A 24335-nucleotide genomic window follows, 5' to 3' on the forward strand; every position below is an offset into this window, starting at 1 on the left:
TGGGACTACTCGCCTTCGAGTTCGCCTTCCGTCTCCAAATACACCTGACGCAGTCCGTCGAGCGTCTTCTGCTCTGGGTGCTCCCACATCTTGCGCTCGGCGGCTTCGAGCAATCGCTCGGCGATGCCGTGCAATGCCCACGGGTTGGATTGCGTCATGAATTTCTGGTTCTGCTCGTCCAGAACATATGTCTCGGCCAGCTTCTCGTACATCCAGTCCGCAACAACGTTGGTGGTGGCGTCGTAGCCGAAGAGGTAATCGACGGTAGCCGCCATCTCGAAGGCGCCCTTGTATCCGTGGCGCCGCATGGCGTCGAGCCACCGCGGATTGACGACGCGCGCCCGGAAGACTCGTGCCGTTTCTTCCGAAAGTGTGCGTGTCCGAACCGACTCCGGCCGGGTGCTGTCACCGATATATGCCTCGGGAGACTTTCCGGTCAACGCGCGCACGGTGGCAACCATGCCGCCGTGGTACTGGAAGTAGTCGTCGGAGTCGGCGATATCGTGTTCACGGGTGTCAGTGTTCTTGGCCGCCACATTGATTCGACGGTAGGCGCTACGCATGTCGTCGGCAGCGGGGATGCCGTCGAGGCCGCGACCGTAGGCGAAGCCGCCCCAGTTGGTGTAAACCTCGGCGAGGTCGTCGTCGCCGCGCCACGTCTTCGAGTCGATCAACTGGAGCAAGCCGGCCCCGTACGTCCCGGGCTTGGAGCCGAAAATACGAGTGGTCGCGCGCCGGGCATCACCGTGTTCGGCAAGATCTGCCTGCGCGTGGGCTCGGACGTAGTTCTGCTCGTCCGTCTCGTCGAGTGCGGCAACCAACTGCACGGCGTCGTCGAGAAGTGCCAGAACGTGGGGGAACGCATCACGGAAGAAGCCTGAAATGCGGACAGTGACGTCGATACGAGGGCGGCCGAGTTCTTCGAGATCGATAACCTCGAGGCTGACGACGCGCCGACTGGCTTCGTCCCACACCGGACGGACACCGAGCAGTGCAAAGACCTCGGCGATGTCGTCGCCGGAGGTACGCATCGCGGCGGTCCCCCACACCGACAAGCCGACCGAGCGCGGGTACTCGCCGTGATCAGCCAGGTACCGTGCCGCGAGGGATTCGGCCATCGCCTGACCGGTTTCCCACGCCAAGCGAGACGGCACTGCCTTGGGGTCGACCGAGTAGAAGTTGCGGCCTGTAGGCAACACATTGATCAGGCCGCGCAGCGGTGAACCGCTGGGGCCGGCAGCGATGAAACCGCCGTTGAGCGCATGCAGAACCTGCTTGATCTCGTTGTCGGTCTGACGCAGACGCGGCACCACTTCGGTGGCCGCGAACTGCAAGATCTTCACAACCATCGGGTCATCGCTGAGTTCCTCGGCAGCAGAAGGATTCCACTCGGCTTCGGACATTGCGCGGACCAAAGCATGTGCCTGCGCTTCGATGTCGTCGACGCGATTGCGCGATTCGTCGCCGTCCTCGCTCAGGCCTAGCGCCTCACGCAGACCGGGAACTGTTTGTTCGCCGCCCCACATCTGGCGGGCACGCAGCATCGCGAGAACGAGTTCGATTTCAGCGTCGCCCTGCGGTGCGCGGCCGAGAATGTGCAGGCCGTCACGAATCTGGACGTCCTTGATCTCGCACAGCCAACCGTCGACGTGCAGGAGCATGTCGTCGAACACGTCTTCTTCGGGCCGCTCGGCAAGTCCGAGGTCATGGTCCATTTTGGCGGCACGCATGAGCGTCCAGATCTGCTGGCGGATGGCCGGCAGTTTGGACGGGTCGAGAGCCGAGATGTTGGAGTGCTCGTCGAGAAGTTGCTCGAGTCGGGAGATGTCGCCGTAGCTTTCGGCGCGCGCCATCGGCGGAATCAGGTGATCCACCAACGTTGCGTGCGCGCGACGCTTTGCCTGCGTTCCCTCCCCCGGGTCGTTGACCAGGAACGGATAGATCAGCGGCAGGTCGCCGAGCGCGGCGTCGGTCCCGCAACTGCTGGACATGCCGAGTGTCTTGCCGGGCAGCCATTCGAGGTTGCCGTGCTTACCGAGGTGGACGACAGCGTCGGCTCCGAATCCACCGGCCTCGGGTGCAGCGGCAATCCAGCGGTACGCGGCGAGATAGTGATGGCTCGGGGGCAGATCGGGATCGTGGTAGATCGCGACGGGCTTTTCACCGAATCCCCGGGGCGGCTGGACCATGAGCACGATGTTGTTGAATCGCAGTGCAGCGATGACAATTTCACCCGCGGGGTCCTGCGAGCGATCAACATAGAGCTCACCGGGAGCCTCGCCCCAGTGCTCTTCGACTCCGCTGCGCAGTTCCTCCGGCAGGGTCGCGAACCATTCGCGGTACCGCGATGCCGAGATGCGGATCGGGTTGCCTTCGAGCTGCTCGGCGGTAAGCCAGTCGGGATCTTGACCGCCGGCGGCGATCAGAGCGTGGATGAGGGCGTCGCCATCCTTTGCCGCGAGACCCGGTACTGCATCGGGTCCGTCGACGGGTCCGAGATCGTAACCAGCGGAGCGCATTTCGGTCAGCAGATCGATGGCACTGGCCGGGGTGTCGAGGCCGACAGCGTTGCCGATGCGGGCATGCTTGGTCGGGTAGGCCGAGAGCATCAATGCGATACGACGCTCAGTTGTCGGGATGTGACGCAACTTGCCGTGGCGTACCGCGATGCCGGCGACGCGGGCAGCGCGCTCCAGGTCCGGTGCGTACGTGGAGAGTCCGTCGGCGTCAATTTCCTTGAAGGAGAACGGCACCGTGATGATGCGGCCGTCGAATTCGGGAACGGCGACCTGCGTCGCGACGTCGAGCGGGGTCAGCCCGTCGCTGTTCTCTTCCCAGGTTGCGCGGCTACTGGTCAGGCAGAGTCCCTGCAGAATCGGGACATCCAACGCCGCGAGAGCAGCGACGTCCCAGGCTTCGTCGTCTCCACCGGCTGATGCTGTTGCCGGCTTGGTTCCGCCGGCTGCCAGAACCGTCACGACCATGGCGTCGGCGCGTCGAAGCGTGGTGAGAAGCTCGGCTTCCGCCGTGCGCAGCGATGCGCAATAGATCGGGAGGGCAGTTCCACCGGCGTCAGCGATTGCATCACATAATGCCTGGATGTAGCGAGTATTTCCGGCCAGGTGCTGTGCGCGATAGTAGAGAACCGCGATGACGGGGCCGCTGTTTTCGGCAATTTCAGGGGCAAAATCGGCGATGCCCCACGCGGGAAGCCGAGCCGGCGGATCGAAGCCGTGACCGGTGAGCAGGACTGTGTCCGAGAGGAAATGATGCAGGTTCGCCAGGTTGTGCGCGCCACCCTCGGCCAGGTAGTTGTGCGCTTCTGCAGCGACACCTGCGGAGACGGTCGAGCACTCCATGAGATCGGCATCGGGCGCGTGCTCGCCGCCCAGAACGACCACGGGCAGACCACTCGCCAGGACCATGTCCAGGCCGTCCTCCCAGCTCCGACGGCTGCCGAGGATGCGAACGACAACGAGGTCGACGCCTTCGAGCAGTGGCGGCAGGTCTTCCGAGACCAGGAGTCTGGACGGGTTGGCCCAGCGGTAGGAGACGTCGCCGCCGCGCCACGCGTTCGGCGATACGTCTCGGCCGACATCTTGGCCGGCGCGTGCGCTCAGCAAATCGGTGTCGGACGTCGAAAGCAGAAGAATCACGGGTGAAACCTTCCTGGGGTTTCGCGCCCCGTGGCCAAGATCGGTCATCGACGGCAGTTGAGGGTCTGACTCGTGTTTACAAACGGAAACAATCCGCTCGATTCACTCACAGTGGCGCGACCGCACCGGTTTCTCACCGGTTTCCTCAACTACTGTCACGTATGCCGGATGATGCTACCGGTCAGGAGTCCGCGTACCTGACGGCCGTACCCTGGAACCATGCCGAAGGACCGTTCACAACCAGATGCGTGCCCCGGTGCACTGCAGGTTCACCAAGCCGCCGACGGCGCATTGGCCCGCGTGCGCCTACCCGGCGGAGTGCTGACACCGCCACAGTTGCAGACCCTCGCCGACGCCGCCCGCACGTTGGGCAACGGGCAGCTGGAACTCACGTCACGTGGAAACATCCAGCTGCGAGCGGTCAAGGACCCCAACGCTTTTGCCGAGCAGATCGCGTCGGCCGGGCTGCTGCCGTCGGCGACGCACGAGCGCGTCCGCAACATTCTGGCCTCCCCACTCTCGGGTCGAATCGGCGGCGTCGCCGATATCCGGGGCCTGGTCACGCAACTCGATTCTGCGGTTCAATCCGATCACGCTTTGGCTGATCTACCTGGCCGAACCCTGTTCACGCTCGACGACGGCCGCGGCGATATCAGCGGCTTGCACGGCGATTTCGGTCTCCACGCGCACAGCGAAACCGAGCACTCGTTGGTTCTCGCCGGCCATCGCACCAGCCACCGCGTCCACGAGGACGACGCCATCTCGCTCCTACTCGACGCAGCCCACGCCTTCCTCGCAGTTCGAGACAAGCACTGGCGTCTCGCCGAGGTACCCGACGGAGTCGCCCGAACCATCGACCACCTGGGCCTCGGCGCCGAATTCGCCGGTGCAATCGACCTTTCTCCCGACGCCGGTCCGGCGATCGGGTGGCTCGAACAGCGAGACGGAACTGTGGCTTTGGGCGGCGGACTCCAGTTCGGACTCCTCGACGCACGGCTCGCGGAATTCCTCGCCGCCATCGAAAGACCTGTGGTCGTGACCCCGTGGCGCTCGGTTCTGATCTTCGACCTCGACGAAGGCGCAGCCGAGCAGGTAGTGCGCGTGCTCGCTCCGATGGGCTTGATCTTCGACGAGAACTCACCGTGGCTCGACGTCACAGCCTGCACCGGAAGCCCCGGATGCGAAAAGTCGCTCGCCGACGTTCGATCCGACGCAATCACCGCCGTCGAGCAGGAGAAACTGCCGATCGAAGGCCGTCAACACTGGGCCGGCTGTGACCGTTCGTGCGGACGCCCCCGCGGGGACGTAGCCGATGTGATCGCCACCGAAAACGGTTACCGGGTGAATCCGACAGTTCGGTGATGCCTCTATCGTGTGCCACATGATCGAGTACATCCGTGACGGTGCGGAAATTTATCGCCAGTCCTTTGCCACCATTCGGGCCGAATCCGACCTGAGCCGTTTCCCGGCGGATGTCTCGCAAGCTGTCGTGCGCATGATTCATGCCAGCGGACAGGTCGATCTGGTTGACGACATCGCGTTCACGCCGGGCGTCATCACTGCTGCCCGGACCGCACTGCGAAATGGTGCGCCGATCTTCTGCGACGCGAACATGGTCGCCGCCGGAATCACCCGTAAACGCCTCCCCGCGGACAACGAAGTAATCTGCACCCTTCGAGATCCGCGAGTTTCCGTACTGGCAGCCAACATCGACAACACCCGCTCCGCCGCCGCGCTGGAACTGTGGGGATCCAAGCTCGAAGGTGCCGTCGTGGCAATCGGCAATGCACCGACAGCACTGTTCCATCTTCTGAATCTGATCGAAGCGGGCGGGCCTCGGCCGGCTGCTATCGTCGGCGGGCCCGTGGGATTCATCGGCTCAGCCGAATCGAAGGAAGCACTGATCGAACATCCCAGCGGCATAGAACATTTGGTACTCCGAGGCCGACGCGGTGGCAGCGCCATCACTGCGGCCGTCGTCAATGCGATTGCGAGCGAAGTAGAATGAGCGAAGGCAAGTTGTGGGGTGTCGGCATCGGACCCGGCGATCCCGAGCTGGTGACCGTCAAGGCTGCCCGCGTTATCGGTGAGGCCGACGTTATCGCCTTCCACTCGGCGCGGCACGGCAAGAGCATTTCCCGCGCGGTGGCCGCTCCGTACATGCGCGAAGGCCAGATCGAGGAACACCTCGTTTACCCCGTTACCACCGAAACCATCGATCATCCCGGTGGATACCAGGGTGCAATGGACGAATTCTACGAGGCCGCCGCCGAAAGGTTGGCCGTACATCTGGCTGCCGGACGCACCGTCGCGCTACTCGCTGCCGGCGATCCCCTGTTCTACAGCTCCTACATGCACATGCACAAACGCCTCGCTGATCGTTTCGAGGCGGAGGTCATTCCCGGTGTCACGTCGGTGAGCGCCGCGTCGGCTGCTCTCGGAAAGCCGCTGGTCGAGGGCGATGAAATCCTCACCATCCTTCCCGGAACCCTCCCGCAGGCAGAGCTGACCAGGCGACTCAAGGAGACCGACTCGGCCGCGATCCTCAAACTGGGCCGCACATTCCCGCCGGTCCTGAGATCGCTCGAAGACTCCGGCCGACTCGCCGAAGCCCACTACGTCGAGCGGGCCAGTACGACACGTCAACGCGTCGAAGCTGCGGGCGATGTCGACCCCGGAGGTGTGCCGTACTTCTCGATCGCGATCGTGCCGAGTCCGTCGAACAACCCTGTTCGACAGGAGAACTCGCGCGGCGAGGTTGTCGTGGTCGGCCTCGGCCCCGGCGACACCGCCTGGACCACCCCCGAAGTGGCCCACGAACTCTCACTGGCCACCGATCTCGTCGGCTACGGACCGTACGTCGACCGCGTCCCGACACGGCCCGGGCAGCGTCGCCACTCCAGCGACAATCGCGTCGAAGCGGAACGCGCAGCCATGGCCCTCGACCTCGCCAAGAACGGCGCCCGTGTCGCTGTGGTCTCGTCCGGTGACCCTGGCGTATTCGCTATGGCTGCAGCAGTTCTCGAAGTTGCCGCCGAAGACCAGTGGTGCAATGTTCCCGTCCGGATTCTTCCGGGAATGACGGCAGCCAATGCCGTGGCCAGTCGCGTCGGCGCTCCCTTGGGACACGACTACGCCGTGCTCTCACTCTCTGATCGCCTGAAGCCGTGGGACGTCGTGGCGCGTCGTATTTCTGCTGTCGCTGCCGCTGACATGGCGTTTGCCGTCTACAACCCAGCGTCGAAGTCGCGTACGTGGCAGGTCCAGGCAATGAAGGACCTGGTCCTCGATCACCGCTCCCTCGAAACACCCGTGATCATCGGCCGCGATGTAGCCGGCGCCGAGGAGTCGGTTCGGATTGTCACACTCGGGGAATTAGAACCGTCGGAAATCGATATGCGGACATTGTTGATAGTCGGCTCCTCGATGACAAAGGTCGTCGACACCGGATCCGGACGGCAAGTGTTCACGCCGCGCCGTTATCCCTAACTGATCGTGAAGGATTTCACTCGCTCAGAGAGTGAAATCCTTCACGATCACAGCGCGTATATAGCGCCGCGTCACCCACTTCTGCACCAATCGACCAATTGGGGCACCGAGCCGTACCCACCAGGTCCCAGGTTTGGAGAATGCGGTGATTTCGAGGCGAACCTGTTTGCTGACCTCGTCGAATATGACGATGAACGACTCTTCCCCACATTCCTGGTGGCCGCGACGCGTTCCGTACGCAAATCCCCGACGGTCGGGCTCGTCCACGACGTAGACAACACGTACCGGAATCGACACCGGGCCGAATCCGAACGTAGCGTCCTGCCCGGCCACCGCCGTCTGCGCTGCCGACCGCACCCGCAATCCTGCCCCGCGGTGCATCCCCCAGGTCATGACAGTATCCGCGGCAGTCGAGAAATCTGCGCGGCCCGACCCAACTATCGCGCTCTCGCGAACGTGGTGATAGCCGGCCGGCAGTTCACCGCTGGTAGAACCCACTTCGGGATAGGTCAACGGCTCTTCGGTCATCTGGGCAGTCTGACACGGCTATGCCGCCACAGGTACCCAACGACTCTTGACCAACGTGTCGACATCCCCGGAGAGTGCATCGGACACTATTCCGGGCAAAATCAATTTCCACATCTCGTCGACACGTTCCGTGAGGTCCGCACGCCGAGCAATGACATTGGATACCAGTTGAACTCCGGTAAAGGCCGCCGGAATGAAACGTCCCAGCGCACCGATGTCTACTGAACCCTTGATCTGACCTGCGTCCTTAGCTCGCTGTGCCAGATCGGTACTCGCCGCGATCCAATCCGCATACGGCTCAACCGGGCCTTCGAACGTGCTCAGTTCCAACGTCAATCGAATACCTGCCCGGACAATTGGCTCCTCGACTATCTGTCGAGCCATCTCGTGCGTGAGCATCACCAATTGTTCGAGCGGAGACGAAGAGGTAGCCGAAATCGCCTGAACAGATTCGATCGACATCCGATGCTGCTCAGCGATGACATACTGCGCCAATTCGTCTTTCGACGCGAAGTGGAAGTACAACGCACCCTTCGTGGTACCGGCACCCGCGACGATGTCGCTCATACTTGTGCTGCCGTAACCAGTCTTCTCGAATTGTGCTGCCGCACCGGCGACAATCTGCTGCCGAGTCAACTCGGCGCGTGCTTGCTTGACCACTGAAACCCCTTTCACATTCTCGAGGCCCCACCCCCGCAAACCCTTTCGGTTTGCACCTACTTTCCGGCTATACCCAGAATATTCACAATTCCCCCAACTTATCAGCGTTGGACTACCGGTAGATATTTCGTAAACCGATAATCCGCTGGTGAGAGCCTCATAACAGTGGAGAATCAATTCTCCCTGATGCGCTTTCGTCGACCCGCGCGCGATCGACCAGCTCTCCGACCAGCACCGTCAGTTCCATCATCTGGTTGGAAATTTCGTCTCGCAGAATACCTACCTCCATTTCCGATACAGCGCCTGACGCCGAATCCATCGACATCAACAATTCGATGTTGGTCCGCAGGGCAGTCAACGGAGCCAACAAGTCCTGACCAGCTTCGGTAATCAACCCGCGTTGACGAGTCCGGGATTCCGACAACGTTCCGAGCATTCGATTGAAACTCACAGTCAGTGACGCCAACTCGTCGTCCCCGGTGACGGGTATCGGTGTCAGATCATCGGTAGCCGCGACGCGCTGTGTTGCCGCGGTCAATCGAGAAATCGGCCGCAAACCGGTGCGCGCCACAGCATCTCCCGCGGCGTAGGCGAGGGCAATACCCGCCGCACCCAACGCAGCCAACACAACCGCGAGCCGTTTCAACACCGAACGCGTCGGACCCAAGGACTGCGCCACGATCAACGTCTGACCTGCGACCGACGGACTGACGAGGACCCGATAGGCGTCCAGCGTCGCAATCGTGGGACCCGACGCGCGGTGTGCAATGGATTTGATTGCGTCACTGCTGGTACTGAACGGAGGCAGGCCGGGAGTGGCGGTCACCAACGCCCCGTCCGTTGTTACCAATCCGACAGCCTGAATCACTGCGGTGTCGGCTCCCGCGGTCAACCCCAAAACCGGTGTGACCCCGCCGAAGTTGACGGTATCGACGATTGCCTCAGCCGTCCGTTCCAATTGACGATCGACATTGCCTTGCAGATACGCGTTGAACACGACGTACACGGAAGCCGCCGAAGCGATCACAGCGATCGCAACCAAGCCTGCCGTGAGAAGTTTCACTCGGGCATGGAGCGTTCGGACATGGATCGCCGAATGCTGGCGACGGCCGAGAGCGGGAACGGACACCCTCATGTCCGACCTCGGTGTTTGTTGCCCGTTCCCCACATGTTTCCAGTATGTGCCGCGAACCTTAGACGAACCTGAAACCGACCAGATGGTGTTGTCATCCGTCCTCTGAACCTCGGACAGACTCGAGCCACTGCGCGGCCATATCCGGTGAATCGAAGGTGCGCGCACCCGTCGGCGCCAGTGGGCGCACCACCATCACCACGGGGAGTTTCAACTGTCGTGCAGCAACAATTTTGGCGTACGTCTGATCGCCGCCGCTACTCTTGGTCACCACGACGTCGATGTCATGGCGCTGCATGAGCGCGACCTCTGATTCCACGTCAAACGGCCCCCGCGCCAAGATCAACGTCGACGACTCCGGCATCTCGCCACTCGGCGGATCGATGGACCGGATCAGAAAATCTACGCCGTGAACGCCGGCAAACGCCGATACACCTTGCCGGCCGATTGTCAGGAACGGGCGCCTGCCGAGTGTCGGTGCCAATTCCGCTGCATGATCGAGATCGCGTGCGGGAAGCCATGTGTCACCATCACATTGTGGCCACGGTGGACGTCGGCAGATCGCAAACGGAATCGAACAGGCCGCGGCGGCCCGGTGCGCATTGGCGGTGATACGAGCAGCGAAGGGATGCGTAACGTCCAGCACAGCCTGAATGCTGTTCTCGTGCAGCCATTCCGCGAGCCCTTCCGCTCCCCCGAATCCGCCTACCCGAACTTCACCCTCAGGCCACCGAGGGTCGCGTACACGACCCGCCAGAGACGTCACAACGTCAAGGTCGGACGAATCCGCCAAGCTGGCAGCGACTTCGCGTCCCTCACCAGTGCCGCCGAGCACAAGCACACGGCGCCGGCGTTGCTCGTTCAGTGCGTAGTCCGCTCACGCGCAGCCGAGTACAGGTAGCTGTCCGGGAAACCTTCCGCTGTCAGCACCCGGCCCACGATCACGACAGCGGTTTTGGTGATGCCGGCTTCGTGCACCAGGCTTACGATCGATCCCAATGTTCCGCGAACCACGATTTCTTCGGGCCTCGACGCGAATGCAACGACAGCCACCGGGCAGTCCGACCCGTAGTTCTCGGAAAGTTCGGAAGCGATCTGCTCGATCCGGTGCGCCCCGAGATGAATCACCATCGTTGCGCCGCTTCGGCCGAGCGAGCGAAGATCCTCACCGTCAGGCATTGCCGTCGACAAGGTGGACACCCGGGTCAGAACAATTGTCTGCGATACCCCCGGCACCGTCAGTTCACGGCCCAGCGCGGCGGCAGCGGCAGTAAATGCGGGAACACCGGGAATCATGTCGTATCGGACTCCCGCGGAGTCGAGGCGTCGAGCCTGCTCGGCCACTGCACTGAAAATTGACGGGTCGCCGGAATGCAACCTCGCGACGTCATGCCCAGCGGAATCTGCGGCGATAAGCAGCGCCGTGATCTGTTCGAGGCTCAATCGAGCCGTATCCACAACCTGCGCGTCGGCAGGGCACGATTCGAGCAGTTCTGCTGGCACCAGGCTGCCCGCGTACAGACACACCGGACTGGAAGCAATGATTCGCTGCGCGCGCACCGTGATCAAATCGGCCGCACCGGGCCCCGCACCGATGAAGTGGACGGTCATTTCGAGTTTTCCTCCGACTTGTCGACGCCATCTTCGAGCGTCAGCTTTTTGGTAACCGACCACTGCACCACCGGCAGTTGAGGTCGCCACACGTTGAATGTTCCCAGGGGTTCGGCACGCTGCACCTGCAGCCTGCGCAGAGTTCCGCCGTAGCGCGTGAACCACTCCAGTAGCAGCGCTTCCGACTCGGCAGTGACCGCGTTGGCGACGAGCCTGCTGCCGATGTCGAGCGCAGACCAGCAGGCGTCGAGCATTCCAGTTTGGGTGACGCCGCCGCCGATGAAAATCGCATCGGGACTACGACGCACTTCTGCGAATGATTCGGGTGCCGTGCCCAGCACGTCGAGAGCCGGGACACCCAATGCCTGGGCATTGTTCTCGATCTGCGAAATGCGGGACGGAACACGCTCGAAAGTTGTTGCTGTGCAGCGCGGGTGAGTTCTCATCCATTCGATTGCGATGGTTCCGGAGCCGCCGCCGATGTCCCACAAATACTCGCCGGGTGCCGGTGCCAACGCACACAGTGTCAGAGCGCGAATCTCCTGCTTGGTCATCTGACCGTCACCGGAGAATGCAGCGTCGGGAAGTCCGGGGGTGCGAGTCAGCCGGGGGCGGGTGCCGTCCGAGACACATTCCACCGCAACAATATTCAATGTATCCACATCCACGGAGTCGATATCCCAGTCCTGCGCTAGCGCAGCGGTCCGCGATTCGTTCGGACTACCGAGTTGGCCCAGGACCGTCAAGACAGATCGACCGAAGCCTGATTCGGCCAACAACGCGGCCACCTCACCCGGCGTTGCGCTGCCGTTGCTCAAAATCAATAGGCGAGCTCCCGCAGTGACCGCCGCCAACGCTGTCGATGCGCCGCGATTGACCAGGCTCACCAACTCCACATCCGCCGACGCCCAGCCCATTCGCGCACTGGCCAACGCAACCGACGACGGGTGCGAGAACACCCTAACGTTGTCTGCGCCCAACAAACGCACCAGCGTGACGCCGATCCCGTGGAACATCGGATCGCCGCTGGCCAGCACACAGACGTGCCGATCAGCGTTGGCCTCGAACAAACCTGGTAGTGCCGGGATCATCGGCGTAGGCCACACGATGCGGTCATCCGGCGCGCCCTCGACAGTCGGGATTAATTCCAGTTGCCGAGGTGAACCCATCAGCACCTGCGCTTCCCGAACCGCACGCTTGGCGGCGTCCGACAACCCGTCCCACCCGTCGGCACCCAAGCCGACGACAACAACGGGCTCATGCACGATCATCGCGGCATCCGCCGCCAGATCGATTGCGGCAGAAGGCGCATCACAAAGAACACAGGCTGCAGGATCCGGGGCACCCACACCCTCGTAGCCCCGGATTTCAGACCACGAACGACGGCGTCGGCAACCTGTGATGGTGTGCTCGACATCGGTGCGGGCGTCATGCCCTCCGTCATCTTTCCGATCACGAATCCCGGCCGAACCAGCAGCAGTTGAACTCCGGTACCGTGCAACGCGTCGCCTAGCCCGCTGGCAAAACCGTCCAAACCTGCTTTGGCCGAGCCGTAGACGTAGTTTGCGCGACGCACCCGCACGCCCGCCACCGATGAGAAGACCACGATCTTGCCGCGGCCTTGACGCTTCATCAACTCCGCCAAGTGAGTCAAGATGCTGACCTGCGCGACGTAGTCAGTGTGAACAACAGCGACAGCATGTGCGGCATCGTTTTCGGCGCGCGACTGATCACCGAGGATGCCGAACGCCAGTACGGCAATCGAAATCGGTCCATGGGCGGCCGTTACCTGCGCAAAGACCGATCCATGACTCTGAGTTGCGTCGGCATCGAATTCGACAACACCGACCGCGGCAGCTCCGGCGTCCAGCAGCATCTTGGTCTGCTGTTCAAGTTCACCACTCCGCCGCGCCGCCAGCACGATCCGTCGACCAGGCGCCAGGCGAACGGCTATCTCCAGGCCGATCTCACTGCGCCCTCCCAGTAGGAGAACCGTCTCGGCATCTTCGTTGTTTGCACCCGCAGTCACTGCATTAGTCTCCTCGATTACCGTCGTGGCATGACCATCACCCCCCGCACTACGGCCGCGCTCTCCGAAGACGGTTTGGCCTTCGTCCGCGAATACCATCTCGCCACCCTGACGACACTTCGCCCGAACGGCACTCCGCACGTGGTTGCAGTCGGGTTCACCTGGGATCAGGAAGCCGGAAAAGCCCGGGTCATTACGAGTGGGGGCTCCCAGAAAGCTGTCAACGCGGCCAGGGGTGGTTACGCCGCCATCGGCTCCGTCGACGGCGGACGCTGGCTCACATTGGAAGGCCCGGCCAGAGTGCTCGACGACGCCGAATCCGTGGCCGACGCCGTCGAGCGTTACGCCGAGCGGTACCGCCAACCGCGCGTCAACCCGGCCCGAGTGGTCATCGAAATCGACGTGGCCCGCATTCTTGGATCACCGGCCTTCAAATAGGACATCAGCGGACGGCTGGTGGGCCTACTGTTCTCACTTCCGGCCGGTGCACTGTTAGGCGTCATTGCGATCCTCGTCGGACGGGCCATCCTCGCCTTCATTCCGCAGCAGACCGTGCACCACCGGTCAATTGGTTGGCACTCGCATTCGGGACTGCGACAAGCACGATGAAAGAAGGAAGGATCGGTGAACACGTACGCGATACGGTCTGCCCGCGAGAGCGATCTCATCGCCATACAGAGCATCGAGCGGGCCGCCGGACTTCCATTCACCGAGATCGGAATGGCTTTCGTCGCAGGCGATGAACCACCGTCGATCGAGGCACTCAGGGAGTTCGTCGTGTCCGACAAGGCTTGGGTGAGCACCGATCTCGACGACAAGCCGGTCGCATACCTACTTGTGGAGATCGTGGACGGCAACGCGCACCTCGATCAGGTGTCGGTGCACAGCGACTACGCACACCGCAAAATCGGGCTGGCACTGCTCAACCATATGGTCGAGTGGGCACGCGAGCATGACCTACCCGCCGTCACACTGACCACCTACACCGAAGTGCCCTGGAACGGGCCGTACTACGAGCGGTTCGGCTTCCGGTACCTCGCAGAGACCGAAGAAACGCCCGGATTGAAGAAGATCCGGGCAGCAGAACTCGCGCACGGCTTGGATCAGTGGCCTCGCGCTTGCATGTTCCGGGCGCTCTGAGCGTGAGCAACGGACTGCGAGCCTTTTGACGCAATTAGCCCACGGGCCGCTCGGCGTCGGAAATAATGCGTCAATGGCCAACTCCGCGCGCTATCACCGGATCGGGAGTTCTATGCGTGACGTGACCGAGTTGGCTCATGACGAGCGGGCCCAACTCGCGACGCTCCTGCATTCTCTGACCCCACAGCAATGGCAGGCGCCGTCGCTGTGTGCGGGCTGGACCGTCCGCGACGTCGTTGCCCACATGCTCAGCTACGAAGAGCTGAGTCCGGTCGGGGTCGCTCGCCGGTTCACTCGCGGCTGGTTACGATTCGACCGAGCAAATGTGATCGGGCTGGACGACTTCGCCGGGCACAGCCCGCACCAACTGCTTGACTTGCTCGAGCGCAGCTTGAAACCTCGAGGACTCACTACCGGCTTCGGTGGCCGGATCGCCCTAGTCGACGCAATGATTCATCAGCAGGACATTCGCCGCCCCCTCGGCATTCCCCGCGACATCCCGACCGAGCGGCTCGTGCCCGCTTTGGACTTCGCACGCATCGCACCCCCGATCGGCGCACGCAGACGGATCCGGGGCCTCCGGTTGGTCGCAACAGACCTCGACTGGACCGCGGGACGCGGGCCTGACGTCCGCGGACCAGGCGAAGCTCTACTCATGTCTATCTCCGGTCGCCACGATGCCACGGACGAACTCGAAGGCCCCGGCTTGGCGACTCTGCGCGGCCGAATCTGCGGCTCACGCCGCGCCGAGAACTGACATGCTGAACTAGAGAACTGTCAACCCGTGCGGACGGTTGTTGAACGATTCGCAACCGTCGGCGGTGACAACCACGATGTCCTCGATGCGGGCACCCCAGTTGCCGCTGAAGTAGATTCCCGGTTCGATACTGAATGCCATACCTTCGACCAACTCGATGGTGTTGCCCTCGACGATGTACGGCTCTTCGTGCACCGACAAACCGATACCGTGGCCGGTGCGGTGAACGAACACCTCGGCAAGCCCTTGCGCTGCAAGCACTTCGCGGGCCGCAATATCCACTGACTCAGCGGATACGCCGGGGCGGACAGCGTCCACGGCCGCCTGCTGCGCGGCTTCGAGAACCGCGAATTGCGCGGCGACGTCTGCCGACGGCTCCCCCATGCTGTAGGTGCGGGTGGAGTCGGAGTTGTAGCCGGGCTCCACCGGTCCGCCGATGTCGATCACAACGACATCGCCATTTTCGATCACCCGGTCCGACACCTCATGGTGGGGATCGGCGCCATGAGGGCCCGAACCCACGATGACAAACGCAGCCGCCGTATGACCCTCTTCGAGAATTGCCGCTGAAATCGCCGCAGCCACTTGAGCTTCCGTTCGTCCGGCGATCAGGAACTCGGCCATCCGTGCGTGCACGCGATCGATAGCCTGCCCCGCCCGACGCAATGCATCGATCTCGGCAGCGTCTTTGACCATGCGCAGTTCCCGCAGTACTGCGGTCGCCAGGATCGGCAGCGTACCCACTGCGTCCGCCAAGGGAATGAGGTGAAGCGCAGGCATTGCGTCGGTGACGGCCACCTTGGCGCCGGCCGGCAGCAACCCAGCCACGATGGCATACGGATCAACACCGTCCACCCAGTCGAGAACATCCAAGCCGAGGTCTCCCACTGCAGATTCCTTCAACGACGCCAATTCCAGCCGCGGCAGCACAACCGACGCCCGCGCGCCGTCCGCTGCAATGACCAGGGCCGTCAGTCGTTCGAAGGAATCGGCCCGCGAACCCGTCAGGTAACGCAGGTCCGGCCCCGGTGTCACCACCAGACCATCCAAACCAGCTCCCCGCGCCAACTCCGCGGCGCGGGCGATACGAGAGCTGTAGACGGCAGAAGCGAAACGTGAACCAAGGTCAGCGGGAGAGTTCATGGTGTCCAGATTAGTGCCGACAGGCACGGTGAGTAGTGCCGACTGGCAAGATACTGAACATGAGTGGGCCTTTGCTTCTCCTTGACGGTGCCAGCCTGTGGTTTCGTGCGTTCTACGCACTGCCCGAGTCGTTTGTCGATTCCGAAGGCAGGCCGGTCAACGCGGTACGCGGATTCACCGACATGGTCGCGTCACTGATCACCAAGCACCAACCGAGCCGCCTTGCGGTGTGTCTCGATCTCGACTGGCGCCCGCAGTTTCGCGTCGACGCCGTACCCACGTACAAGGCGCACCGGGTCGCAGAAGGCTCCGACGGCTCGTCTGAGGAAGTACCCGACACTTTGACGCCCCAGGTCGACATGATCAAGGACGTTCTCGCAGCTGCCGGTATCGCAACCGCCGGTGCGGTAGGTCTCGAAGCCGACGATGTCCTGGGCACTCTTGCCGCCACCGAACGCGACGATCTCACCATCGTCGTGAGCGGTGACCGCGATCTACTCCAAGTTGTCACCGACGACTACGTACCCGTCCGGGTCCTGTACGTGGGCCGCGGATTATCCAAGGCCGAGCTCTTCGGACCTGCCGAGGTAGCCGAGAAATACGGGGTGCCCGGCGACCGCGCCGGTGTGGCATATGCGGAACTTGCTGTGCTGCGCGGAGATTCGTCCGACGGCCTACCCGGAATCAAAGGTGTCGGCGAGAAAACAGCCTCGACGCTCATGCTCCGATACGGTTCGCTCGCCGAAATTCGTACGGCCGCAGATGATCCCGCGTCGGATATGGCAAAAGGTATTCGCGCGAAACTTACGTCACCGGAAGCGAAGGCGTACCTTGACGCCGCATTGCCGGTAGTGCGCGTGGTCCGGGACGCGGACGTGCAGTTCTCGAAATCAGATGTACTCCCCGCAGCGCCGGTGGACCCGGCACGCTTCGCAACTGTGGCCGCTGCACTGGGAATCGAACGTTCGGCAGGCCGGCTTGCCGCTGCGCTCGAAGCTGCAGCGGCAGGCCGATCCGACTGATCAGTTGGGGCGAGAAACTTCGTATGTGCCGGTGTCGTCGACAAACGTCACCGTCACGGACTTCTTCTCTCCTGAGATCGAGAGCGTGCAGGTGAACTTTCCACCGGTCTTGATTTCCTGACCGGACGGGCATGAAACGTTGCTGACGCCCTTGGCCCCGTACGACTCAGTGACGATTTGCTCGACACCCTTGGCGGCAGCGTTCTGATCCAGCGTGTTCTTGCCCATCATCACGAAAAGGCCGATCACAACACCAGCCAGGACGACAAGTACACCGAGCGCGGCAAAGATCAGTGGCTTCTTCGACTTTGCGCCCTGGGGCGGCGGTCCTTGGTTCCACTGCACCGGTGCGCCGGGCACCGGTCCGCCGGGTTGGGCGCCCCACGCCTGTTGCTGCTGCGGGGCAGGCTGCTGACCCCAGGCTTGAGCCTGGTCTCCGGCCGGCGGCTGACCCCACTGGCCGGGCTGCGCTTGGCCGGGCTGTCCCGGCTGCTGGGGCTGACCCCATGGCTGCGGCTGACCGTAAGGCTGGCCTTGTGGCTGCCCCTGCGGTTGGCCGGGCTGTCCGTATCCGGGCTGACCCCACGCGGGCTGCCCTTGCGGCTGTCCGCCCTGAGGCGGCATCGGCTGTCCCCCTTGCGGCTGTCCCCACTGCTGCTGCTGAGGTGGCTGCTCACCGGGACCCCACTGCCGATTCGGATCGTTCGGTCCGTAAGGCCCGCTCATCTTCGCCTCCACTCGAAATCTGTCAGTCACGCTCGAAAGCTTCTGCCTTCAGTTACCGCGCACACGCCACTCCTGCGAATCCAACCACACAGTCCGCGATCAAGCTGCGTCGACGGCAACTACCCCGCGGCGAATTGCCCCAACCGCTTTGGCTGCAGTCTTCGCGACCTCGGGATCTGTCGATGTCAGACGCACCTGGTCCAGTAGATCGATAACCTGACGGCACCAGCGCACAAAATCGCCCGCCGAGAGCGCCCGACCCTGCATCCCTGTCGCAACCAATGCCTCGACCAGTGAGTGATCGCTTGCCCAATGGTAAACAGCTGTCACAAAACCCAGATCGGGCTCTCGCGTCGGCGGCAGTTTGTGACGTATTTCGTCGGAACGCAATTCACTCCACAGCCGCTGTGTGTCGTTGAGCGCGAGGCGAATCGCTTGGCTCGGAACCCGATCAGCGGTGTCGCCCTCGCGCCGTGACTCGAAAATGACCGAGGACACAACTCCGGCGAGTTCTGCCGGCGTCAGCCCCTTCCAGATGCCCGTCCGCAACGCCTCGGCCACCAGGAGGTCGCTTTCGCAGTAGATTCTGCTCAACCGTCGACCTGCTTCCGTCACTTCGGGAGCCGATTCCGCGGTCATGTATCCGCGTTCCTTCAGGAGCGAAACAATGCGGTCGAAAGTTCGCGCCAGCGAGTTGGTCGTGGCTTTCGCTTTCTCACGCATCGTCTGAGTTTCGCGTGCCAAGCGGTTGTACTTCTCACCGATTCGCCCGAGGTGATCGCGGTCCGGCCAACTATGGCACGGGTGTACACGAATCGCACGTCGCAACGACGCCACCTCTGCGTCCTCGGAAGCGCCGCCTTTGTGCCGCTTCTTGCGCCGCGGTGCGGTGATTCCGGTACTACGTAGCGACGACGCCAGATCACGCCGAACGCGTGCGGTGTGGTGATCCACCAACTTCGGCAATCGCATTTCGCCGATAACTTCTGCTGCCTCCGGAAAATCTGCCGCCGACAGCTTGCCTGCCCACTGATCCTCGGTCAGAACCAGCGGCCGCGGATCCTTGGGATCATTGTCGGGTACCAACACCACGGCAGTACCGGAATGTCGGCCGATGGGAATCGCGATCACATTGCCGCGCCGCAGCGTGCGCAATGATTCGACAGCGCTGTCTCGACGGTCTTCACGGCTTTCACGCTCGAGTTTGCGCTCACGCGCACTCAGTCGCTCGCGCAGGGACGCGTACTCGTAGTACTCGCCGTCGACTCCGCCCAGCTTCTCCTGCAACGCTTTCAGAGCTACTTCGTTGCGTTCGATACCTCGAACCAGGCCGACCACCGAGCGGTCTGCCTGGAACTGTGCGAATGATCGTTCGAGCAGCGTGCGAGATTCCTCGGCCCCCATCCGATCGACAAGATTGATCGACATGTTGTAGGACGGCTTGAACGAGCTGCGTAACGGGAAGGTTCGCGTCGACGCCAAACCCGCGACATCGAGCGGCTCGACGCCGGGCTGCCACAAAACAACTGCGTGGCCTTCGACGTCGATACCTCGACGGCCCGCTCGGCCGGTGAGCTGTGTGTACTCACCCGGGGTGAGTTCGGCATGCGTTTCGCCGTTGTACTTGACCAACCGTTCCAAGACGACCGTTCGAGCCGGCATGTTGATGCCGAGGGCCAGCGTTTCGGTGGCGAACACCGCTCGCACGAGACCCTTGACGAACAATTCCTCGACTGTTTGCCGGAAGGCCGGCAACATCCCGGCATGGTGTGCTGCCAGGCCGCGCTGCAGAGCCTTGCGCCACTCGAAGTAGCCGAGCACTTCCAAGTCGTCCTTGGGAAGTTCTCCGGTGTGTTTGGTGATGATCGCGTCGATCTCACGCACCTGCTCGGGTGTGGTCAGATCCAGGCGTGAGCGCACGCACTGGGCCAGTGCGGCATCGCAGCCGGCGCGCGAGAAGATGAAGGTGATAGCCGGCAGCAATCCGTCTTTGTCGAGTTGCGCGATCACGTCGGGCCGTGGGATCGGGCGGAAGTCACTGGCATTCTGATAGTGACTGCGCCCGCGTCCGCGTGGCTGCCAGCTCTCCACCCGATCGAGTGCCTGACGTTGCTTGACGTGCCGAACCAGATCCTGATCGACGACAAACGTCTTGGGACCTGCCGACGGAAGACTGCGACTGTCGAAGAGATCGAAGATGCGACGGCCCACCATGATGTGCTGCCACAGCGGAATCGGGCGCGTTTCGTCGACCACCACTGTGGTGTCGCCGCGAACCGTTTCCATCCACCCACCGAATTCTTCGGCGTTGCTGACCGTCGCGGACAAACTCACCAAGCGCACGTCCTCGGAGAGGTGCAGGATCACTTCTTCCCACACCGCGCCGCGGAACCGGTCAGCCAGGTAGTGAACCTCGTCCATGACGACGTGAGAGAGCCCGCGAAGTGCTTCGGAATTGGCGTACAGCATGTTGCGGAGAACTTCGGTGGTCATAACCACGACGGGAGCGTCGGAGTTGATGCTGGAGTCTCCGGTCAGCAACCCGACTTCGCCGGCTCCGTACCGCTCGACCAGCTCGGCGTACTTCTGATTGCTGAGCGCTTTGATGGGCGTCGTGTAGAAACACTTCCGCCCAGCAGCCAGCGCCAAGTGGACGGCAAACTCACCCACCACCGTCTTGCCGGCGCCCGTAGGCGCGCACACCAGAACGCCGTGACCGTCTTCGAGGGCCCGGCAGGCTTTGATCTGGAACGGGTCGAGTTCGAACTTCAACCCCGACACGAACTTGCTGAGCTCCACGTCGGAACTCTGTTCACTATTGCTCATAACCACCCCGTCAGCGTTTCACACGTGGGCGACACGAAATTCACAGCGTCACAGGGCTCACAAAGTGTCGGCACATGGCTCACAACGTGTCGGTGAAGTCCTGTCCGGATGTGCTCTCTCCCGCGCCTGACTTGGGCTCGCTGGTTGCCGCAGCCTTTGCCTTCGATTTGCGTCCGAACAGACCGGTCGATTCAGCCTTCGGCTTTGCCGGTTCGTCGAATGCCGCATTCAGATCCGAAGGCGCCGTAATCGACGACGCTTCCTCGTCCGAGAGTGCGCCCCAGTCCTCGCCGGCCTTCTTGGCCTTTCGGCGGTCGTTGATCCTGGCGATCTGAACTGCGAACTCGAACAACAAGGTAAGTGAGAGCGCGAGGGCGATCATTGAGAACGGGTCCGAACCCGGAGTTGCGATGGCAGCAAACACGAACAGACCGAAGATCAATCCGCGACGCCACGCCTTCAGACGCTCGTACGTGAGAATGCCCGCAAAGTTCAGTACAACGACAAGAAGCGGAATCTCGAAGCTCACGCCGAAGATCAACAGCAAGTTGATGATGAACCCGAAGTACTCGGAACCACTCAATGCGGTGATCTGGACGTTGTCACCGATGGTCAGGAGGAAGTGCAGAGCTTTCGCAACCACCAAGTAAGCAAGGACAGCGCCGAGCATGAACAGACCGGCACCGGCGGTGACGAACCCTACTGCGTATCGACGTTCCTTCGAATACAAGCCCGGCGTGATGAACGCCCACAATTGGTAGAGCCAAATGGGGCTGGCCAGCACGATGCCGGCTGTGAGGGCCACCTTGAACCGCAGCATGAACTGCTCGAACGGACCCGTTGCGAGTAGGCGGCAAGCGTCGTCCGAGGTGAGGCTTGCGCGACTCTCGACAGGAAGGGAACAGTAGGGGCCGGTGAGCAAGTTGCCCAGGCTCTCGAGCCCGAGCAATGTATGCGAGTACCAGTAAAATCCGAATGCTGTCGTGATGATCACGCCGAGAAATGCGAACAATAATCGAGTCCGCAGTTCATACAGGTGGTCGATCAGCGACATCGTGCCGTCGGGATTGACCTTCCGCTGGCGGTTACGCGGGTCTAACGGAATACGCACTGGTGCATCCTGCTCTTTGCGTCCTGGTCTTGGTCAGCAAACAACCGGGGTGAACAAAATTCTCACCCCGGTTAGAACGCAGCGTGTACTAGAGCGACTTGATTTCGGTCGGCTGCGCGACAGGCGCAGCTGCACCGTTTGTCGCGACAGTAGTGGCCGGAAGCTGAGCCGGAGCCGGAGCAACGACGGGGGCAGCGGTGGTCGCTGCATCGTCGTTCTGCATTTCCTTCACTTCACTCTTGAAAATGCGCAGTGAACGGCCGAGCCCTCGAGCTGCGTCGGGAAGTTTCTTCGACCCGAACAGAATAACGACGACAACAGCGACAATCAGCCAATGCATCGGCTGCATTGCACCCATAACGACCTCCCATGATCAGATTCTTCGATGCTACCGGACACAACCGGCGTGCGGATGCGTAAATTCCCAACTGTGGCTACCTTTTACCTGTTTGTTTCCTGTACGCCATCTGTGAAGGCGCGTTACGAGCCGATCGTGTCGTAGGCATCGAGCGCCGCGATTGCCCGGTTATGGACCTCCACGACCAGTTCCGGCGGGCCGAGGACTCGGACGCCTTCCCCGAATCCCAGCACCAACCGTGCCATCCATTCGAGTGTCCCGAAACTCATTCCGGCCTCGACGCTGCCGTCGTCGTTCACTTTCAGAACGTCCATCGGGTAGTAGTCGAGCATCCACACGCAGTTCTGGGCCACGAACAACCGAGCTTCCGGTAGCGAACCGTCGCCACTGAACAGCTCCAAGCTGGAATCGTCAGCCAAAGCATGCGGCGGCGGGTTCGACTCTTCGTCGAGTTCTACCGCGTCGTCGATGCGATCGAACCGGAACAGCCGAACGCCCTCGGCCTGCCGGCACCACGCCTGCAGATAGCTGAAATTGTCGACCAATACGATCCGGACCGGATCCACGACTCGCTCGGAGACCGCATCCCGCGACGCCGAGTAGTACGTCAGCTTCAGCGCCTGTCGATCCGCCAAGGCCGCCCGCACTGTTGTCGTGACTGGCGCTTCGGCGACGTCGACGTCCGGTTCGGATTCGCTGCCACGACCCGTCGCCTGCGCCGCAGCAGAACCTGCGGCATCCTCGATCTTGGCAATCGCCCGCTGCGCAGCCGACGGATCCACCATCCCCGGCATCTCGACCAACGATCGCAAGGCGATCAGCAAGGCAGTCGCCTCGGTCGACGTCAGCCTCAATGGACGGTCGATGCCCGCTGAGAACGTGACTTCGATACTTTCCTCGGAAAACGACAGATCGATGAGATCGCCGGGTCCGTACCCAGGCAGACCGCACACCCAGAGTTGATTGAGATCGTTCATCAACTGTGTAGTACTGACACCGAGTTCCTCGGCGGCCTCGGCGGCACTGATACCCGGATTCGCAATGAAATAGGGGACGAGGTTCAGTAATCGCGCCAGCCTCGACGACAAACGATTACTCATCGATTGGTTCCCTTCGACTCGACACTTGCCGACAGCGAAGCCGCGCCGTGAAGTTTCGCGACCACATCGGCGCGCAGATCCGGTGGATCCAATACCAGTGCGTCGACGCCGTGGCCGGCGATCAAACGGGCTGTCCATTCCCACGAGCGGACGGGGATCGACAAAACGGTACCTTCACGTTCGGTCAACGTCCGATCTGTCGATGACGATGCAAGCCTGCGCAATTCGTGGGCCCGGTTCGCCGCCACCCACACCGTTGCGGTACCGGTGACGACACCTGAACCCGTTACGCGGTCCACTACTTCCCGGAGATCGAGTCCCTCAGGTTTGTGAACTGCACCGGCCGGACCGAATTCCCGAACGTCATCGCCGATGCGTGAAAGCCGAAATGTTCGAACGGCATCACGGTCGACGTCGTGTCCGACCAGGTACCACTTGCCGTTGTGGGTGACGACTCCCCACGGTTCGACAGTGCGTTCGGTGAACGGTTCATTGAGCGCGCCTCGGTGCTGGAAATGAACTGCGCGCCCAGCGTCGACTGCTGCGAGAAGCTTGCCCAATGCGGGTTCGGAACCTCGGGTGCGGGCCGGGATAGCAGTGACCGGGGCAGCGGGAACCTCGCCGTCGACCTGCACACCGGCCGCCCGAAGTTTGAGCAGCGCACTCTGTGCCGCGGCGATGAGCTCCGGAGATTCCCACAACTGCACTGCAACGGCGACCGCCGCAGACTCTTCGCTGGTCAGATCCACATCCGGAAGCTCATAGGCATTCCTGTTGATGCGGTAGCCCTCAACCGTCGAAAACCGTCCAGCAGGACCGGTTTCCAACGGAACACCCAGGTCACGAAGCTCATTCTTGTCGCGTTCGAACATTCGACTGAACGCTTCGTAGTTGGCGGAATCGTTGTAACCCGCCACCGAGTCACGGATTTTCTCCGCGGTGAGGAACTGCCTGGTGGACAGCAAAGCAATCACCAGGTTCATCAACCGCTCGATCTTCGATGTCGCCACGCCGAAATCCTAGTGGCTCGCCGGTAGCGGGTGCGCC

At 62.2% G+C, this 24335-nt stretch carries 22 protein-coding genes and 1 riboswitch; of the genes, 7 read left to right on the forward strand and 15 right to left on the reverse strand.

Annotated elements, in window-relative coordinates:
• Positions 1-5 precede the first annotated feature (5 nt).
• Positions 6-3656 (reverse strand): cobaltochelatase subunit CobN, encoded by a 3651-nt coding sequence (cobN, locus tag MTX36_RS23065; RefSeq protein WP_243621978.1) that lies wholly within the window; start codon positions 3654-3656, stop codon positions 6-8.
• A 63-nt stretch (positions 3657-3719) separates the two neighbouring features.
• A riboswitch (cobalamin riboswitch) is annotated at positions 3720-3801 on the reverse strand.
• Between the two features lie 74 nt (positions 3802-3875).
• Between cobN and cobG the strand changes: the two genes are divergently transcribed.
• The 3 genes from cobG to cobJ are packed head-to-tail and all read left to right on the forward strand — an operon-like array spanning position 3876 to position 7145.
• Complete coding sequence (cobG, locus tag MTX36_RS23070; protein ID WP_243621979.1) at positions 3876-5018, forward strand: precorrin-3B synthase; 1143 nt, start codon at positions 3876-3878, stop codon at positions 5016-5018.
• Positions 5019-5037: 19 nt separating this feature from the next.
• Positions 5038-5664 carry a precorrin-8X methylmutase gene (locus tag MTX36_RS23075; protein ID WP_243621980.1) on the forward strand — a complete coding sequence of 209 codons (627 nt, stop codon included), beginning with the start codon at positions 5038-5040 and terminating at the stop codon, positions 5662-5664.
• Positions 5661-7145, forward strand: coding sequence for a precorrin-3B C(17)-methyltransferase (gene cobJ, locus MTX36_RS23080; RefSeq protein WP_243621981.1), 1485 nt, complete (start codon positions 5661-5663; stop codon positions 7143-7145). Before MTX36_RS23075 ends, cobJ begins: the two co-directional genes overlap by 4 nt.
• A gap of 24 nt (positions 7146-7169) precedes the next feature.
• Here cobJ and MTX36_RS23085 read toward each other — a convergent pair whose 3' ends face one another.
• The 7 genes from MTX36_RS23085 to MTX36_RS23115 all read right to left on the reverse strand — a co-directional run bounded on the left by MTX36_RS23085 (position 7170) and on the right by MTX36_RS23115 (position 13105).
• The gene (locus MTX36_RS23085) at positions 7170-7673 is read right to left on the reverse strand and encodes a DUF1990 family protein (protein WP_243621982.1); all 504 of its coding nucleotides are present in this window, start codon (positions 7671-7673) and stop codon (positions 7170-7172) included.
• A gap of 18 nt (positions 7674-7691) precedes the next feature.
• Positions 7692-8333, reverse strand: coding sequence for a ScbR family autoregulator-binding transcription factor (locus tag MTX36_RS23090; RefSeq protein ID WP_243621983.1), 642 nt, complete (start codon positions 8331-8333; stop codon positions 7692-7694).
• A gap of 157 nt (positions 8334-8490) precedes the next feature.
• Complete coding sequence (locus tag MTX36_RS23095) at positions 8491-9468, reverse strand: HAMP domain-containing protein (protein ID WP_243621984.1); 978 nt, start codon at positions 9466-9468, stop codon at positions 8491-8493.
• A gap of 91 nt (positions 9469-9559) precedes the next feature.
• The gene (locus MTX36_RS23100; protein ID WP_243621985.1) at positions 9560-10306 is read right to left on the reverse strand and encodes a cobalt-precorrin-6A reductase; all 747 of its coding nucleotides are present in this window, start codon (positions 10304-10306) and stop codon (positions 9560-9562) included.
• Positions 10307-10326: 20 nt separating this feature from the next.
• On the reverse strand, positions 10327-11076 hold the full coding sequence (gene cobM / locus MTX36_RS23105; protein WP_243621986.1) for a precorrin-4 C(11)-methyltransferase: 750 nt from the start codon (positions 11074-11076) through the stop codon (positions 10327-10329).
• Positions 11073-12347, reverse strand: coding sequence for a precorrin-6y C5,15-methyltransferase (decarboxylating) subunit CbiE (cbiE, locus tag MTX36_RS23110; RefSeq protein ID WP_243621987.1), 1275 nt, complete (start codon positions 12345-12347; stop codon positions 11073-11075). Before cbiE ends, cobM begins: the two co-directional genes overlap by 4 nt.
• Positions 12344-13105: an SDR family NAD(P)-dependent oxidoreductase gene (locus MTX36_RS23115; protein WP_243621988.1), complete on the reverse strand. Its 762-nt coding sequence runs from the start codon at positions 13103-13105 to the stop codon at positions 12344-12346. The genes cbiE and MTX36_RS23115 overlap by 4 nt, the downstream gene beginning before the upstream one ends.
• A 30-nt stretch (positions 13106-13135) precedes the next feature.
• Here MTX36_RS23115 and MTX36_RS23120 point away from each other — a divergent pair, with 30 nt between their 5' ends.
• The 3 genes from MTX36_RS23120 to MTX36_RS23130 all read left to right on the forward strand — a co-directional run bounded on the left by MTX36_RS23120 (position 13136) and on the right by MTX36_RS23130 (position 15002).
• Positions 13136-13543, forward strand: coding sequence for a PPOX class F420-dependent oxidoreductase (locus tag MTX36_RS23120; protein WP_094273060.1), 408 nt, complete (start codon positions 13136-13138; stop codon positions 13541-13543).
• A 186-nt stretch (positions 13544-13729) separates the two neighbouring features.
• Complete coding sequence (locus tag MTX36_RS23125) at positions 13730-14245, forward strand: GNAT family N-acetyltransferase (RefSeq protein ID WP_243621989.1); 516 nt, start codon at positions 13730-13732, stop codon at positions 14243-14245.
• A 73-nt stretch (positions 14246-14318) separates the two neighbouring features.
• Complete coding sequence (locus tag MTX36_RS23130; protein WP_243621990.1) at positions 14319-15002, forward strand: maleylpyruvate isomerase family mycothiol-dependent enzyme; 684 nt, start codon at positions 14319-14321, stop codon at positions 15000-15002.
• Positions 15003-15011: 9 nt separating this feature from the next.
• Here the strand turns inward: MTX36_RS23130 and MTX36_RS23135 are convergent, their stop codons facing one another.
• On the reverse strand, positions 15012-16145 hold the full coding sequence (locus MTX36_RS23135) for a Xaa-Pro peptidase family protein (RefSeq protein ID WP_243621991.1): 1134 nt from the start codon (positions 16143-16145) through the stop codon (positions 15012-15014).
• A 59-nt stretch (positions 16146-16204) separates the two neighbouring features.
• Here MTX36_RS23135 and MTX36_RS23140 point away from each other — a divergent pair, with 59 nt between their 5' ends.
• Positions 16205-17167, forward strand: a complete 963-nt coding sequence (locus MTX36_RS23140; protein WP_243621992.1) for a 5'-3' exonuclease — start codon at positions 16205-16207, stop codon at positions 17165-17167.
• Here the strand turns inward: MTX36_RS23140 and MTX36_RS23145 are convergent, their stop codons facing one another.
• From MTX36_RS23145 to MTX36_RS23170, 6 genes are all read right to left on the reverse strand, one after another.
• Positions 17168-17893 carry a DUF4333 domain-containing protein gene (locus MTX36_RS23145; RefSeq protein ID WP_243622019.1) on the reverse strand — a complete coding sequence of 242 codons (726 nt, stop codon included), beginning with the start codon at positions 17891-17893 and terminating at the stop codon, positions 17168-17170.
• Positions 17894-17992: 99 nt separating this feature from the next.
• On the reverse strand, positions 17993-20719 hold the full coding sequence (locus tag MTX36_RS23150) for an RNA helicase (RefSeq protein ID WP_243621993.1): 2727 nt from the start codon (positions 20717-20719) through the stop codon (positions 17993-17995).
• A gap of 79 nt (positions 20720-20798) precedes the next feature.
• Complete coding sequence (gene tatC, locus MTX36_RS23155) at positions 20799-21830, reverse strand: twin-arginine translocase subunit TatC (RefSeq protein WP_243621994.1); 1032 nt, start codon at positions 21828-21830, stop codon at positions 20799-20801.
• Positions 21831-21918: 88 nt separating this feature from the next.
• Positions 21919-22188: a Sec-independent protein translocase subunit TatA gene (tatA, locus tag MTX36_RS23160; protein WP_243621995.1), complete on the reverse strand. Its 270-nt coding sequence runs from the start codon at positions 22186-22188 to the stop codon at positions 21919-21921.
• Positions 22189-22310: 122 nt separating this feature from the next.
• Positions 22311-23288, reverse strand: a complete 978-nt coding sequence (locus MTX36_RS23165; RefSeq protein ID WP_243621996.1) for a YafY family protein — start codon at positions 23286-23288, stop codon at positions 22311-22313.
• Positions 23285-24298 (reverse strand): YafY family protein, encoded by a 1014-nt coding sequence (locus tag MTX36_RS23170; RefSeq protein ID WP_243621997.1) that lies wholly within the window; start codon positions 24296-24298, stop codon positions 23285-23287. Before MTX36_RS23170 ends, MTX36_RS23165 begins: the two co-directional genes overlap by 4 nt.
• Positions 24299-24335 lie beyond the last annotated feature (37 nt).

This window comes from Rhodococcus sp. ARC_M6, assembly GCF_022810305.1.
Lineage (GTDB): Bacteria > Actinomycetota > Actinomycetes > Mycobacteriales > Mycobacteriaceae > Rhodococcus_F.